Origin of the sequence: Streptomyces sp. NBC_00236, from assembly GCF_036195045.1 — a bacterium.
In the GTDB taxonomy this organism is placed as follows: Bacteria; Actinomycetota; Actinomycetes; order Streptomycetales; family Streptomycetaceae; genus Streptomyces.
On record NZ_CP108100.1, the window covers coordinates 3378976 to 3392943 of the forward strand.

General features: G+C 71.8%; 12 protein-coding genes. 5 read left to right on the forward strand and 7 right to left on the reverse strand.

Features of this window, described 5'->3' with window-relative positions; all coding sequences use genetic code 11:
- Positions 1–57: 57 nt before the first annotated feature.
- Positions 58–1098 carry a questin oxidase family protein gene (locus tag OG446_RS15110; protein ID WP_328894531.1) on the forward strand — a complete coding sequence of 347 codons (1041 nt, stop codon included), beginning with the start codon at positions 58–60 and terminating at the stop codon, positions 1096–1098.
- A gap of 48 nt (positions 1099–1146) precedes the next feature.
- Here the strand turns inward: OG446_RS15110 and OG446_RS15115 are convergent, their stop codons facing one another.
- Positions 1147–1929 carry a dioxygenase family protein gene (locus OG446_RS15115; protein ID WP_328894532.1) on the reverse strand — a complete coding sequence of 261 codons (783 nt, stop codon included), beginning with the start codon at positions 1927–1929 and terminating at the stop codon, positions 1147–1149.
- 143 nt (positions 1930–2072) lie between these two features.
- Between OG446_RS15115 and OG446_RS15120 the strand changes: the two genes are divergently transcribed.
- Positions 2073–2585, forward strand: coding sequence for a MarR family winged helix-turn-helix transcriptional regulator (locus tag OG446_RS15120; protein ID WP_328894533.1), 513 nt, complete (start codon positions 2073–2075; stop codon positions 2583–2585).
- A 114-nt stretch (positions 2586–2699) separates the two neighbouring features.
- Here the strand turns inward: OG446_RS15120 and OG446_RS15125 are convergent, their stop codons facing one another.
- Positions 2700–4232: an MFS transporter gene (locus OG446_RS15125; protein ID WP_328894534.1), complete on the reverse strand. Its 1533-nt coding sequence runs from the start codon at positions 4230–4232 to the stop codon at positions 2700–2702.
- Between the two features lie 197 nt (positions 4233–4429).
- A complete protein-coding gene (locus OG446_RS15130) occupies positions 4430–5092 on the reverse strand; it encodes a TetR/AcrR family transcriptional regulator (RefSeq protein WP_328894535.1) in 663 nt (220 codons plus the stop codon).
- A 269-nt stretch (positions 5093–5361) separates the two neighbouring features.
- On the opposite strand from OG446_RS15130, the gene OG446_RS15135 reads away from it, so the two are divergent.
- Positions 5362–6639 carry a M6 family metalloprotease domain-containing protein gene (locus tag OG446_RS15135; RefSeq protein ID WP_328894536.1) on the forward strand — a complete coding sequence of 426 codons (1278 nt, stop codon included), beginning with the start codon at positions 5362–5364 and terminating at the stop codon, positions 6637–6639.
- Here the strand turns inward: OG446_RS15135 and OG446_RS15140 are convergent.
- Complete coding sequence (locus OG446_RS15140) at positions 6626–8026, reverse strand: class I adenylate-forming enzyme family protein (RefSeq protein ID WP_328894537.1); 1401 nt, start codon at positions 8024–8026, stop codon at positions 6626–6628. The genes OG446_RS15135 and OG446_RS15140 overlap by 14 nt on opposite strands.
- A 341-nt stretch (positions 8027–8367) precedes the next feature.
- Here OG446_RS15140 and OG446_RS15145 point away from each other — a divergent pair, with 341 nt between their 5' ends.
- Positions 8368–8991, forward strand: coding sequence for a glyoxalase (locus OG446_RS15145; RefSeq protein ID WP_328894538.1), 624 nt, complete (start codon positions 8368–8370; stop codon positions 8989–8991).
- 37 nt (positions 8992–9028) lie between these two features.
- Here the strand turns inward: OG446_RS15145 and OG446_RS15150 are convergent, their stop codons facing one another.
- Positions 9029–9439 (reverse strand): hypothetical protein, encoded by a 411-nt coding sequence (locus OG446_RS15150; RefSeq protein WP_328894539.1) that lies wholly within the window; start codon positions 9437–9439, stop codon positions 9029–9031.
- Positions 9440–9546: 107 nt separating this feature from the next.
- On the opposite strand from OG446_RS15150, the gene OG446_RS15155 reads away from it, so the two are divergent.
- Positions 9547–10458, forward strand: a complete 912-nt coding sequence (locus tag OG446_RS15155; RefSeq protein ID WP_328894540.1) for an alpha/beta hydrolase — start codon at positions 9547–9549, stop codon at positions 10456–10458.
- 65 nt (positions 10459–10523) lie between these two features.
- Here OG446_RS15155 and OG446_RS15160 read toward each other — a convergent pair whose 3' ends face one another.
- The gene (locus tag OG446_RS15160) at positions 10524–11600 is read right to left on the reverse strand and encodes an alpha/beta hydrolase (RefSeq protein ID WP_328894541.1); all 1077 of its coding nucleotides are present in this window, start codon (positions 11598–11600) and stop codon (positions 10524–10526) included.
- On the reverse strand, positions 11597–13906 hold the full coding sequence (locus tag OG446_RS15165) for a thioester reductase domain-containing protein (RefSeq protein ID WP_328894542.1): 2310 nt from the start codon (positions 13904–13906) through the stop codon (positions 11597–11599). Before OG446_RS15165 ends, OG446_RS15160 begins: the two co-directional genes overlap by 4 nt.
- Between the last annotated feature and the right edge of the window lie 62 nt (positions 13907–13968).

A 13968-nucleotide genomic window follows, 5' to 3' on the forward strand; every position in this document is an offset into this window, starting at 1 on the left:
CCGTCCGGGACCGCAGCCCGTTACCGGACGCCCGTGACCCGCCTAGTGTGACGGGGCATGGACCTCACGAGGCACACCCCGCCCGACACCTCAGGAACCCTCGACGAAGCACTGGAGCGGCTTCACGCCTTCGGCCCCGAGCGCGGCGGCTGGCTGAGCAACCACGCCCCGATGGCCGTCGAGGCGCTGGTGCGCCACGGCGGGGCGCCCGGAGTGCACCGCTGGCTGGACCACTACCGGGCGAAGCTGGAGGACATGCCGGACCGGGTCGCCGAGGTGACCCCGGACAACTGGCGGCAGGCGCTGGGCGACCCGCGGCGCATCGCCGACTGGGCGGTGTACTTCGAGCGGGAGACGGCGGACCGGCCCTGGCGCGAGGTCCTCGCCGAGTGGTGGCCGCGGCTGCTGCCCGGCATCGCCGCCGGGGCCACGCACCCGGTGATCCGGGTCGGTCACAGCGTGCGCACCCTGCTGGGCGCGCCGGAGACCGCGCCCCGGGTGACCGAGCTGGCCCACGCGCTCGGCTACTGGGCGGCCCGCTACCAGCCGCTGCCCCCGCTGTCCCCGCTCGCCCCGGCAGCCAACGCCGCCGGCGCACTGGACGCCGTGGCACCGGTCCCCGATCAGAGCGGCGGCATCCGGCACCGGCTGGACCAGCTGACCGCGTTCCCGGCGTGGCCGGGGCAGCTCGTGGACGGCCCCGAAGCCGCTCGTGCCCGGCTGGAGGAACTGGTGCGGGCCGCCACCCACCGCTACGCGGCGTACGGATACGGCGAGCCGATCATGCTGGTGCACGCCGCCACCGCACCCAACGCCGTGCTGCGGGCCCTGCCCGCGCTCCCCCGCGAGCTGTGGACGCCGAGCCTGGCGGCCGCCTGGGCGGCGAGCGCGGCGGTCACGGCCGCGTACTCCCCGGCCCGGCCCGCCGAGCGCGCGGCCGTGTCCGGCGGGCTGTCCCCGGAAGAGGTCTTCGCGCGGGCGGCCGCGCACGGCGACGACCACACCATCAAGTTCACCGACACCGCCCTGGACGTCGGTGACGCGACCGCGCTGGCCGCCGCGCTCCGGTCGGTGGAGCTGAACCCGTCGGCATTCTGAGCGGGGGGCGTGTACGGGTGGGCGCGCCTCAGTACGGGAGCGCGCGCCTCAGCCGAACTGCACCGAGCGCTTGGCCAGCCCCATCCAGAACCCGTCGATGACGCTGCGTCCCTGCCCCAGCTCCTCCTCCGCCGCCCCGAGCGTGACGAAGAGGGGGGCGAAGTGCTCGGTGCGCGGGTGGGCGAGGCGGCCGGCCGGGGACTTGTGCTCGAAGTCCAGCAGCGCGTCGATGTCCTGCGCCTGGAGCGCGCGCTGTCCCCAGTCGTCGAACTCCGCGGACCAGCCGGGCACGCCGCCGCCCGTGTGCCGCAGCGCGGCCAGGTTGTGTGTGAAGAAGCCGCTGCCGACGATCAGGACGCCCTCGTCGCGCAGCGGCGCGAGCTTGCGCCCGATGTCCATCAGCTTCTGCGGGTCCAGCGTCGGCATGGAAATCTGCAGGACCGGGATGTCGGCCCCGGGGAACATCTCCACCAGGGGGACGTACGCCCCGTGGTCGAGCCCGCGGTCCGGGATGTCCTGGACCGGCGTACCGGCGCCGCGCAGCAGCTTGCGGACGCTCTCGGCCAGTGCGGGGGCGCCCGGCGCGGCGTACCGCACCTGGTAGTAGTGCTCGGGGAAGCCCCAGAAGTCGTAGACCAGCGGGACCGTCTCGGTGGCTCCCAGCGCGAGCGGGGCCTCCTCCCAGTGGGCGGAGACCATGAGGATCGCGGTGGGGCGCGGCAGCCCGGCGGACCAGGCGGCCAGTTCGCCGGGCCAGACGGGGTCGTCGGCCAGCGGCGGTGCGCCGTGGGAGAGATAGAGGGCGGGCATGCGCTCCGCTGTGACTGTCATGACACTCCCCATCCACTGCTACTCAAGGTAAGTCTTCTACCGGGATCCACCGGGCCTTCGACGGAGCTTTTCTTTAAACTTCAAGTTCCGATCCCTGGAGACCTTAGCTCTATCTAGTTCAACTTTCAAGAAAAGGTCGTACAGTGGAGTACATGACCACGGCATCCACCGGTGGGCCGCGCTGGCTCACCGACGAAGAACGGCGCGTCTGGCGTGCGTATCTCCACGCCACCACGCTCCTGGAGGATCACCTCGACCGCCAGTTGCAACGTGATGCCGGCATGCCGCACATCTACTACGGGCTGCTCGTCCAGCTCGCCCAGGCACCCCGCCGCCGACTGCGGATGACCGAACTGGCCAGGAACGCCAAGATCACCCGCTCCCGGCTCTCGCACGCCGTCGCCCGGCTGGAGAAGAGCGGCTGGGTGCGCCGCGAGGACTGCCCCTCCGACAAGCGCGGCCAGAACGCGGTCCTCACCCAGGAGGGCTACGAGATGCTCCGCCGCTCCGCCCCCGGGCACGTCAGCGCCGTACGCCAGGCGATGTTCGACCGGCTCACCCCCGAGCAGGTACACACGCTCGGCGAGATCATGCAGGTCATGGCGGCCGGGCTCCAGCCGGAGGGCACCGACGCGGACCTTCCCTGGCTCCGCTGACCACACCCCCGCACACCCCGCACACGCCTCTGCCCCGGCTCCGTGGACACGGAACCGGGGCAGAACTCGCTTCACGCCCCGTCACGGCAGTGACAGAACCTCACGGACGGGCGCTCAGTGCGCGACGACCGGGATCCTGAACTCGTCCTCGACGCCCTCGGCGTCACCGGAGCCGGTGCCCCCGGACGTCGTGGTGGCCGACGGACGGCCGGCGTTGATGAAGGTCCCCGCGATCGCGGCGGCCACCACCAGGATGCCGACGGCCCACCAGATGGCGCCGGTGAAGCCGTGCACCATCGACTGGAGCTTCAGCTGCTCCGGGTCGGTGGCACCGAGAGCGGCGTGCGAGGTGGCGTACGCCGTGGCGGCCGAGGCGGCGATGGTGTTGAGCAGCGCCGTACCGATCGCACCGCCGACCTGCTGCGAGGTGTTGACCATCGCGGAGGCGACTCCCGAGTCACGCGGCTCGATGCCGTGCGTGGCCAGGGACATGGCCGGCATGAACGCCGTGCCCATGCCCAGACCCAGCAGGAGCTGACCGGGCAGGATGACCGCCGCGTAGGACGTGTCGATCTCCAGTTGGGTGAGCAGCAGCATGCCGACGCCGGCGACCAGGAAGCCGGGAGCCATGAGCATGCGGGCCGGGACCCGCGTCATCAGCCGGGCGCCGATCTGCGTCGAACCGGTGATCATGCCGACGATCATCGGCATGAAGGCGAAGCCCGTCTTGATCGGCGAGTAGCCCTTGACGACCTGCAGGTAGTACGTGAGGAACAGGAACAGGCCGAACATCGCGATGATGGCCAGACCCAGCGAGAGGTAGACGCCACCGCGGTTGCGGTCCATCACGACGCGCAGCGGGAGCAGCGGCGACTTGACCTTGGACTCGACCAGGACGAAGGCGAGCAGCAGCACGGCGGAGGCGACGAACGTGCCGATGGTCAGCGTGTCCGACCAGCCGCTGGACTCGGCGCGGGTGAACCCGTAGACCAGCGCGACCAGACCCAGCGCGGACAGGACGACACCGGGGATGTCGAGCGACGAGCGGTTACGGCTGCCGGCCGGCTCGCGGATCACGAAGTACGCACCGGCTGCGGCGACGATCGCGAACGGGATGTTGACGAAGAACGTCCAGCGCCAGTTCAGCGTCTGGGTGAGGAAACCGCCGAGGATCAGGCCGACGGCGCCACCGCCACCGGCGATCGCCCCGTAGATGCCGAACGCCTTGGCGCGCTCCTTGGCATCGGTGAACATCACCGCGAGCAGCGAGAGGGCCGCCGGGGCGAGCAGCGCGCCGAACACACCCTGAAGGGCGCGGGAGCCGAACAGCATGCCCTGGTTCTGCGCCGCGCCACCGAGGGCGGACGCCAGCGCGAAGCCGATCAGACCGACGACGAAGGTGCGCTTGCGGCCCCAGAGGTCGGCGATCCGGCCCCCGAAGAGCAGCAGACCGCCGAAGGCGAGGGCATAGGCCGTGATGACCCACTGCTTGTTGGCATCGGTGATGCCGAGGTCCGTCTGGGCGTGCGGAAGCGCGATGTTCACGATGGTGGCATCGAGCACGACCATCAACTGCGCGAGCGCGATGAACGCCAGCGCTTTCCAGCGACTGGGGTCCGGGAGTCGGATATCAGCTGTTTTTGACATGGGAGTAGCCACCTAAGGACGCGCGAGAGCGCGCGAGGTCGTGAACCGTGCGTTCGGTGAAGGCCGGGCGGAAGCGAGGGTCGGACCGGCTGGACTGTGGTCGGGAAGAGAACTGTGGTCAGGAAGAAAGGGGAGGAGGGGGTCGCGGTGTCGCGGACACGCGGCCGGGCATCCCGTTCAGGAGCCCGGTGCGCTGGTCAGGTCCGGCGCCGCAGGTCCTCCAACGTCGCCGCCGTTCCGGGGAGTACGGACCGGGCCGGGGTCTCCAGTCCGTCCAGGAACAGCTGGATGTGGCGGTGGGTGAACCGGTCGATGTTCAGACAGGCTGTGCCCGGCAGCGGCCGGGTGAGCTGGGAGAGGGCGACCAGTACGTCGCCGACGGCGATGTCGGTACGCAGGCGCCCCGCGGACATGGCGCGCTCGACGAGCCCTTCGACGGCCTCTTCGAGGCGCCGGCGCTCGGCGAGCAGTTCGGGATGGTCGTTGTCGAAGCCGCCGGACAGCATGGGGCACAGGGCCCCGATCCGTTCGTCGGCCGCCGCGTGCACGAAGCGGCTGAGCGCGACGAAGGGATCCTGCTCCTCGTTCGCGGCCTCCTCGGCACGTTCGGTGGTGCGGGAGGTGACCGCGAGGACGACCTCATGGGTCAGTGCGGCCCGGTCGGGGAAGTTCCGGTAGAGGGTGGCGTTGCCGACGCCGGCGCGGCGGGCGACCTCGTCGAGCGGCACATCGGGGCCGAACTCGACGAACATCTCGCGCGCCGCCGTCACGATCCGCTCCCGGTTGCGCAGTGCGTCGGCCCTCGGTCGGGGCGTACGCGGCTGCGCGGTTCCGGCTGCGGTGCGGGTGACGGTGTCCACGGCGGCGCTCCTTCTCTTCCGGTGTTCGTAACTCCGGCGACCCCTCCGTGTAACCGGGGACCGCCTCCCCGTTTCGCGGGGACACCGGTGCAAACGGGGAAACGATCCCCGGTTATTTCCCGGGCCGATGTGACCTGCGCCACAGGCCCTGAAGAGGGAAAAACCAACCGATCGGCGCACCCAACGCGCGGCCCCGCACCGCCCGGCCAATGCTGATCGACAGAGCGCAGTCAGGGTCGGCCGGCTGCCGCGGACCCGAAGGCGCCTCTATGCAGCAGCCCCGCCACCGGATACGCAAGCACCGCCACCCGGTCGCACTCGGCGCGGCAACAGCCCTGGTCATCGCCTCCCTCGCCTCGGCGAGCAGCACCCTCCCCCTGCCCAGCCGGGCCTCCGCCGGCCCGATGACCACCAGCCAGGCGGCGGGGCTCGGCCCGTGCCGGATAGCGGCGACCATGGGGGTGCAGATGTCGGAGGGCATGCCCACGCAGCCGGGCTACGCCCGTTCCACCGGCCAGGTCCACGCGTTGAACCTGATGATCGACTTCCCCGACGCGCAGGGGGAGGAGCCGGCCATGGACCGGCTCGCGGAGTTCTTCCCGCAGACCACGGACTGGTTCCGCACCAGCTCGTACGGGCGGCTCACCTATGTGCCCGAAGCGCCGGTGAAGACCTGGCTGCGGATGCCGCTGCCGTTCGCGGAGTACGGGATCGAGCGCGGGTCACCCTATGAACCGGGCTACCGCCACCTCGTCCGGGACATCGTCGCCGCCGCCGACCCGAAGGTGGACTTCACCGCATACGACCTGGTCAACGTCCTGGTCACGCCGAACGCCGGCCCTTCGGCCCTGGACACGGTGCTGTCCGTGACCTTCTCCGGCAACGACGACGCCCCGTACGCGGACGGCGTCCCGCTCTCCAACACGTCCTTCGTCTACAGCCGCCAGGACGACGGCTCGGGCTCGTACCCCCAGACCGGCTACCGCGTGCTGCCGCACGAGAACGGCCATGTGTTCGGCCTGCCCGACCTCTACACGATGGAGGGCGGTGGCTCGGTCGGGCACTGGGACATCATGTCCGAGGACTGGGGCGCCAACAACGACCTGCTGGGCTGGCACAAGTGGAAGCTCGGCTGGCTGGACAACAACCAGATCAGCTGCGCCTCCCGGCCCGGCACCAGCGACCACGTCCTGGAGCCGCTGGCCACCCACGGCGGCACGAAGCTGGCCTTCGTCCCGCTGACCGCGGAGTCCGGCTACGCGGTGGAGGTGCGGACCCAGGCCGGCAACGACCAGGAGGTGTGCCGGCCCGGCGTGCTGATCTACAAGGTGAGCTCGGACGTCGACACCGGCCAGGGGCCCGTGTCGGTCACGGACAGCACGAAGGACAGCAGCGGCTGCACCCGGCTGCCCAACGTCCACGCCGAACTCTCCGACGCCCCGTTCCGGCCCGGCCAGTCCTTCACCGACCGGGCCAACGGGATCAGCATCTCGGTGCTCGACAAGGACTCCAAGGGCGACTACCGGGTACGCATCACTCGCCTCTGACCACGCGCGCCCCGGTCGGGGTACCAGCGTCCCGGCCGACCGGATCGATCCGCCCGTCACGGATCACCGCCGGCTCCCCGGTACGGAACCAGCCGCCGGCGAACGCCTGCGCCGTGGCCTCCTCGTCCTGCCAGTACCCACGGGCCAGCGCCTGGCCACGGAGCCAGAGCTCGCCGGTCTCCCCGTCGGGCAGCGCCTCCCCCGCCGGACCGGCGATCCGCACCTCGGTGCTCGGCGTCGGGCGCCCCGCGCTGCCCGGATGGAGCCGGTACTCGGCGCCGGTGTTCGCCATGACGCCGCCGCCGGTCTCGGCCGTCCCGTACCCGCCGTGCGGCTCGATCCGCTCCCCGTGACCGGCGGCCAGCCGCGCGATCAGGGCCTGCGACGGCGCGGACCCGCCGGTGTCGAGCATCCGCAGGCTCGTCGGCCGGTCTCCCGTCCGGTCGGCCTCGGCCAGCAGGTCCAGGGCGGTTTCCGGCGTCCCGGCGTAGCTCGTGACGTGGTGTTCCCGGATCAGCCGCAGCGCCTCCCGCACGTCCCACTCGCCCATCAGGACGACGGCGCCGCCTGCCGACATCGCGGCATGGAGGCAGCTGAGCGCGGCGACGTGGAAGAACGGGAACGTCAGCAGCGTGACGGGCGCGGGCTCCTGCCCGGGGACGGCTCCCCGGGCGAGTGCGGAGGCGGCCGCGTGGAACCGCGGGTTGCGCGCGGCGCCCGCCTGGGCGAGCTGGGTGGCGACGACGCCCCGGGGCCTGCCGGTGACGCCCGGGGGGTAGAGGATCGTCGCGTCGTCCTCGGGCCGGACCTCGACGTCGGGCGGCGCGGCGAGCGGATCGGGCGCCGGCAGGTCCTCGTACCGCTCGACGCGGTCCTCCTGAGCGCGGGGGTGGTCCTCGCCGTGGAAGACGATCACGCGCGCCCCGGCCTTCCGCGCCCAGTCCGCGACCGGCGGCAGCCGTTCGCCGTCCACCAGCAGCACCCGGGGTCCGGAGTCGTCGAGCGCGTACGCGAACTCGGCCTCCGTCCACCGCGGGTCCAGCGGAACGGCGACCAGCCCGGCCAGCTGGGCGGCCCAGAACGCGATCTGCCACTCCGGACGGTTGCGCATCGCCACCACGGCCCGGTCGCCCGGACGGAGCCCGTACGTATCACTCAGCCGGCACGCCAGCGCGGACGCGGCGGCGAAGAACTCCCCGTACGCATAGCCGCGTTCCCCCGCGATCCCCGCGATCAGGAACGGCCGGTCCCCGAACGCCCACGTGGTCTCCACGAACTCACGGAGCGTCCTGGGCCCGTCCGCGTACATCAGTGAGCCCGCCTGCGGTCCGTCCTCGGCGCGCACCACGGCGAACGGGCCGCCGGGACCGGCCAGTGCGGCATGCACACGGGCCGCAGCCCCGGCCGCCGCCTCGGATTCGGTCTCGGACGAGGGAGACGAGGAAGGCGAGGGAGGCGAGGAAGGTGTGACCGGGGTCCGACCGGGATGAGGCACGAACGGCCTTTCTGGGCGCATGCTCACGATCTTGGCGACGTTAGGCCCGCCCTCACACCCCGTCAAGGCACCGCCCGCCGGCCCCTCATCGGCTCCGTAAGCCGAGGAGTACGCGACGGGCACGGTCGGCGCCGCTCCCCCGTCACCATCGGCGACGTGCCCGCGAGGCCGGCGGGCGAACCGGTCAGGAATCGAGAAGCACCGGTGGCGGAGCCGCCCATAACGTGAAGCACATGACCTTCATCGAAGCCCTCACCATCGAGGTGGCCGACACCGCCGCCGCCCACCGCTTCTACACCGCCCTCGGCCTGGACACCCGGGTGGGCCTGCGCGCCTCGGACGCGCCCACCACCGGATTCCGCGGTTTCTCGCTGTCGCTCACGGTCTCCCAGCCGGCCGACGTCCGCGGCTTCGTCGACGCCGCCGTCGACGCCGGCGCCACCGCGCTCAAGCCCGCCTCGAAGTCCTTCTGGGGCTACGGCGGCGTCGTCCGGTCCCCGGACGGAACGATCTGGAAGATCGCGACCTCCGCGAAGAAGGACACCGCCCCGGCCACCGGACGGATCGACCAGCTGATTCTCCTGCTGGGCGTCGACAGTGTGACCGCGAGCAAGCGTTTCTACGTCGGGCGCGGCCTCACCGTGGCCAAGAGCTTCGGCAGCAAGTACGTCGAGTTCGACACCCAGGACGGCCCCGTCAAGCTCGCCCTCTACGGGCGCCGCGCCCTGGCCAAGGACGTCGGCGTCCCCGTCGACGGCACGGGCTCCCACCGCCTGGCCCTCGTGGGCGACTCCGGCGCCTTCACCGACCCGGACGGATTCGGCTGGGAGGCCGCCTCCCTGACGACCGCGCCCTGATCGCACCGAGCGTGCGCGCGGGGCGCCGGGCCTGGCGTCAGTCGGGCCACGCGGAGCGGCCGGAGAGCAGGGCCCGGGCGGCTTCCCGGGTGGCGTCCATGTCGAAGCCGTCGGTCCGCCAGGTGGTCGCGCGCATGCTGCCCCGGTCCCGGTAGGAGCGCACGATCCGCATGTGGTCGCGGCGCGCCACGAAGGCGTGCAGATCCCGCTCCGTACGCCAGACGGAGACCGAACCCGACCGCGGTCGGAACGGATCGGGATCCACCCACAGCCACAGACCGACCGCGCCCTCCAGGTCCTGCCAGATCCGCCGGAGGGCGATCCCCTCGACGGTGACGCCGAACGCGGTCAACGGCCGGTGCGGGGTGAACTCGGTGACGCTGACGACGGCCGCGCCGTCCGCCGCGGGACCGGGCTTCCACGGTGTGAACCAGAGGGTGGCCGACATGGTGTTTCTCCTCGTGAGAGCGGAGCGGCGGACTCCCCCCACCTATAAAAGCACGGTCGTTCGTGCTAACTTATCATGCTCCGGATACCTATCGAGGAGTACTGGGCATGGTCCACACCGAGACACTCGCCAGCGCCGCGCTCAACACCGTGTCCCGGGTCTCGGGCGGACTCGCGGGTGCGGGCACCTACACGCTGTTCCACATGCCACTGGCCCGGAGCAGAATGCGGAACTCGGAACGGGAGCTGTTCGGCAAGGCCGACACCGGGCGGCTGAAGGTCAACGGCAAACTCGCGGTGACCTACCGGTGGGGCGACGGCGAACGGCCCGTCCTCCTGGTGCACGGCTGGCAGTCGCGCGGCTCGCGCCTCGCGGACTTCGTCCCCGGCCTCCTCGACCGGGGCTACAGCGTCATCACCTTCGACGCGCCCGGCCACGGCGACGCCACCGGGCGCAGCACCACGATTCTCGAGTACCGCGACATCATCACCGGACTCCAGAACGAGTACGGCGAGTTCGAGGCCGTGATCGCACACTCGCTGGGCGCCCTCGGCTCGTTCTTCGCGTTGCAGGGCGGGGTGACGGCGAAGAGGATCGTCACCATCAGCGGGGTCTGCGACTACGACTACCTGATCGAGGAGTTCTCCTCCGCGCTCAAGCTGCGCGGCCCGCTGAAGGCTCAGCTGCACCAGCGTGTCGCGAAGAACCTCTTCCCCGGCATGCCGGCCGAGCTGACGCCGTTCTCCGCCGTGAACACGGTGACGGACCTGGAGCCCCCGCTCCTGGTCATCCATGACGAGGACGACACCAGGATCAGCGTGAAGCAGGGGCGCCGGCTCGCCGCCGCGTTCGGCGGTCAGGCGCGGCTGATCATCACGAGCGGACTCGGGCACCGCCGGATCCTGGGCGATGCGGACGTCGTGCGCACCGTGCTGGACTTCGTCGAGCACGGACCGGACCGCTCCGCGGACGCGCCCACCGAGGCGGAAGCGGCCAGCGAGGCGGCCGCCACCCAGTGATCGCGGCCGTGCGGGCCGGCCCCTGACGCCGCCGCCCGCACGGCCGCCGGGGCCCGCGCCCGCCGTTACGCGTGCGCGTCGAGGAAGTCCACGATGTGCCCGAACACGTCCAGTGCGGCGCCCCGGCCGACGAACGCGTCGAAGTGGCCGTAGCCCGGGATCTCCTCGTACCGCACGTCCAGTTGGGGCTGCCGGGCGGCGAGCACCTCGTGGCAGAGCTTCTGGGAGTCCAGCCACATGCCGTTCTCGCTGCCGGAGACCAGCAGGACGGGGCAGTCGATCCGGCCGGCCCGGTCCAGGGCGTTCTCGGGCAGTGCCCGGTAACGGTCGTCGCCCTGATTCCAGCGCACCACGCTGCGGGCCAGCGCGACCCGCCGCAGATGCGGCAGGATCCACAGCGGTGCCGGGCCGAGGAGCTGCGCCAGGCGTTCATGGGTGGCGTCCGACAGGTTCTCGTGCACGAACAGTGAAGCACCCACACACCAGGCCGAGTTGGACAGGATCTGACAGGTGGGGTCGGGGCAGCTCGCCCCCTTCGACGCCAGGGCGAACAGCGGGGTGTAGCGCGACCAGAACCCGACCTTGCGGAAGTCCACCGGGATGTGGTCGAAGCGGGACCGGAACAGTTCGCCGGCCATCGTCATCTTCAGCGAGGTCCGGGCCGCCAGCTTGGGCGTCAGGAACACCCCCTGCGCGACCACGCCCGCCAGGCCCGGCACGAGTCCCGCGGTCATGCTCATCGAGAGCGAGAGCGCGCCGATGCAGTGCGCCACGACGAACAGCGGTCGGCCGCCCAGCCGTTGACGGATGTACGTGACCGCTGCGGGGATGTCGTACAGCGCGACGTCGTCGTACGTGTAGCGGCGACCGGTCTCGTTGTACGGCAGCCGGCAGCTGCCCCGCCAGTCGAGCAGCCACGGCTCGTACCCCTCGTCGAGGAGCACGTCGACGAGATTGCGGGTCTCCGGTTGCAGGAACATGTCCGACGAGGCCGTGTGGCCGTGCAGGAGCAGCACGGCGGGCCGGTCCCCGCGGCCGGTCCCGACCCGGGTGAGCCCCAGCCGGGTGCCGTCGCCCGCCCGGAAGGGGATCTCCTCGACGACGGTCTCGTCGAGGCGTGTGTACAGGGGCCGCAGGATCATCGCTTGCGCTCCGTCAGGGTCGGGTGCCGGCGTAGGTCGAGCAGGTCCGCGCCGACCCGGGCGAACGGGCCGAGCAGTCCGCGGCCGATCTCCAGGCCGAACCAGGCGAGCCAGCTCAGCTTGGCGAGCCGCTTCTCCTGGCCGGACAGGCGTGGATCGACGCGGATGCCGTCGACCTGGTCCCGTACGTAACTGTCGGAGGGCACGACGATCTCGCCCTCCAGCGTCGCGGGTTCGCCCTCGCGCCCGAGCTCGACCGTCAGCGCGCGCGTCTGGCGCCACAGGTCACGCCGCGCGTGGGCGGACTTCCTGCCCTCCAGCCACCACCCGCCGCCGTCGGCGTCACGCAGCCGCAGCCGGTATCGCAGCAGCGGATGGTGCACCCCGTGCTCCAGCGGGATGCCTTCCTCGGGGCGGACCCACACATCGCCCTGCTCGACCACGAGGGGGTCGGGGTGCAGGAGGGTGCAGGAGAGCTCGCCCCGCACGTCCACCCGGCGCTCCTTGACCAGTTGGTACATGCTCACGATGGACAGGGTGAACGAAGCGGCGCACGGGGTGTCTGCGGGGCCGCCGGCCGGGCCCAGGCCGCCCCGCATCGTCTCGGGGAACCACAGATAGGGCTGGTCGGTGCGCTGCGGGAGCCGGGCAAGGCCGTCCCCGGCCAGCCGTTCGAAGGTCTTCAGCTGCTCCTGCATGCCGTACCGGGTCGAGGCGGGCAGGTTCTGTGCGGCGACGAACGCCTCGGTGCGCTCACCGGTGGCCGCCGGGCCCATCAGGGTCGCCTCGCACAGTTTCACGGCGGTGGGGCTCGCCAGGACCCGTGCCAGGAAGTCGAGTTCGGCGACCGGCTCGTCCCGCAGCCGGGCCATGACGTCGAGCCGCCACTCCTCCCAGTCCTGGACGCGCACGTTCATGCCGCCGAGCTTCATGTCATGGACCACGTCCGGCAGGGAGTTCGGCGTACCGCTGAGGTGGTAGTTGTAGCCCCAGGCCTCGGGCTCGCAGATCGCGGCCACCGCCACCCGGCTCACCCAGTCCACCGGTGCGGCGTTGAGGTGGCGGAACGCGGGCACCGTACGGAACCGGCTGAACACCGACATCATGCCGCTGCTGAGGTCCTGCGGGTTGCTCGCCCCCGTCCTGGTGTGCCCACCGATGCCGCCCGGCCGCAGCAGGGTGACCACCAGACCGTGTTCGCGGGCCCGCCGGAGCACGGCCTCCGCGGCCCACTTCGACTTGTCGTACCCGGCGACCAGGCCGTCGATGTGGGCGACGGGGTCGTCCTCGCCCATGGACTCGATGCCGATCTCGTTGAAGACCGCGATCGAGGAGATGTGGTGCAGCGGCTTCGGCCGTCCGGTGGCCGCCAGTTCCGCGAGCGTCAGCGGCCCGATCACGTTGCTCTGCCGCAACGACGGATAGCCGCGCAGGAAGTCGACCGCCGCGGCCACGCTCACGACGGAGTCCAGCTCCCCGGCCAGCTCGTTCCAGCGCTCGTCCACCAGTCCGAGGCGCGGCAGGCGGAGGTCGCCCGGCAGGACCGTCACCCTTCTGCGGATCTCACCGGACCAGGGCAGGGAGAACCGCTTGAGCGCCGCGCCGAGCCGTTCGGTGCCTTCGTCCGCGTCGTCCGCGCGCACCAGGCAGAACACGTGCGCGTCGCTGTGGCGCAGCAGATCGAGCAGCATGTGGCCGCCGAGGAAGCCGGTCGCCCCGGTCAGCAGGACCTTGCGGGGCGGGGCGGCCTCCGGCCGGCGGGCCCAGGGCAGCCCGTCGGCGCGGGCGAGGTCGGCCAGGATGAGTTCGAGGTCGGTGTCAGCGGTCGCTGCGACACCGGTTCCGGCACCGCGGTGCGGGGCGGGCACCGCCTGTGGCCGGCCCCCGTCCGCCGCGAGCGCGCGTGCGGCGAGGCGGCGCGGTCTGGCGTCGGCGAACACGTCGTCGAGGCTGAGCTCCAGGCCGGAGTCCCGGGCCAGGTTGGCGACGAGCGCCACCGCGTCGACCGACGTTCCTCCGGCGTCGAAGAAGTCGGTGTCGGGCCCCATCGACCCGCCCGGCAGCAGACGGGCTGCCTCGGCCGCGATGATCTCGGCCAGCCGGGCCGGCTCCCCGCCGACCGCCTCCCCACCGGCTTCCGGCCCGGCGGCCGTCGGCCCCGAGGCGGCCGGGGCCGTCGCCGGCCGGACCCTGGCCAGCAGGCCCGACACCGTCAGCCGGCCTCCGCCCCGCTCGGCCGCCTCACCCGCCCGCTGCTGCCCGGTACTCGGGCGGCTCGGCGGCACGTCCTCGTTCACTTCGCCCATGGTGCGCCTCTCAGATGTGCACTGGCTCGGGTCATCACTGCCGCCATGACTCGCTGCCGCCA

Bases quoted from the DNA above. Each gene is read 5' to 3' on its own strand.
- OG446_RS15145 (WP_328894538.1), top strand. From the start codon at position 8,368: ATGACCTTCATCGAAGCCCTCACCATCGAGGTGGCCGACACCGCCGCC.
- OG446_RS15125 (WP_328894534.1), bottom strand. From the start codon at position 4,232: ATGTCAAAAACAGCTGATATCCGACTCCCGGACCCCAGTCGCTGGAAA.
- OG446_RS15115 (WP_328894532.1), bottom strand. From the start codon at position 1,929: ATGACAGTCACAGCGGAGCGCATGCCCGCCCTCTATCTCTCCCACGGC.
- OG446_RS15110 (WP_328894531.1), top strand. From the start codon at position 58: ATGGACCTCACGAGGCACACCCCGCCCGACACCTCAGGAACCCTCGAC.
- OG446_RS15155 (WP_328894540.1), top strand. From the start codon at position 9,547: ATGGTCCACACCGAGACACTCGCCAGCGCCGCGCTCAACACCGTGTCC.
- OG446_RS15135 (WP_328894536.1), top strand. From the start codon at position 5,362: ATGCAGCAGCCCCGCCACCGGATACGCAAGCACCGCCACCCGGTCGCA.
- OG446_RS15150 (WP_328894539.1), bottom strand. From the start codon at position 9,439: ATGTCGGCCACCCTCTGGTTCACACCGTGGAAGCCCGGTCCCGCGGCG.
- OG446_RS15165 (WP_328894542.1), bottom strand. From the start codon at position 13,906: ATGGGCGAAGTGAACGAGGACGTGCCGCCGAGCCGCCCGAGTACCGGG.
- OG446_RS15160 (WP_328894541.1), bottom strand. From the start codon at position 11,600: ATGATCCTGCGGCCCCTGTACACACGCCTCGACGAGACCGTCGTCGAG.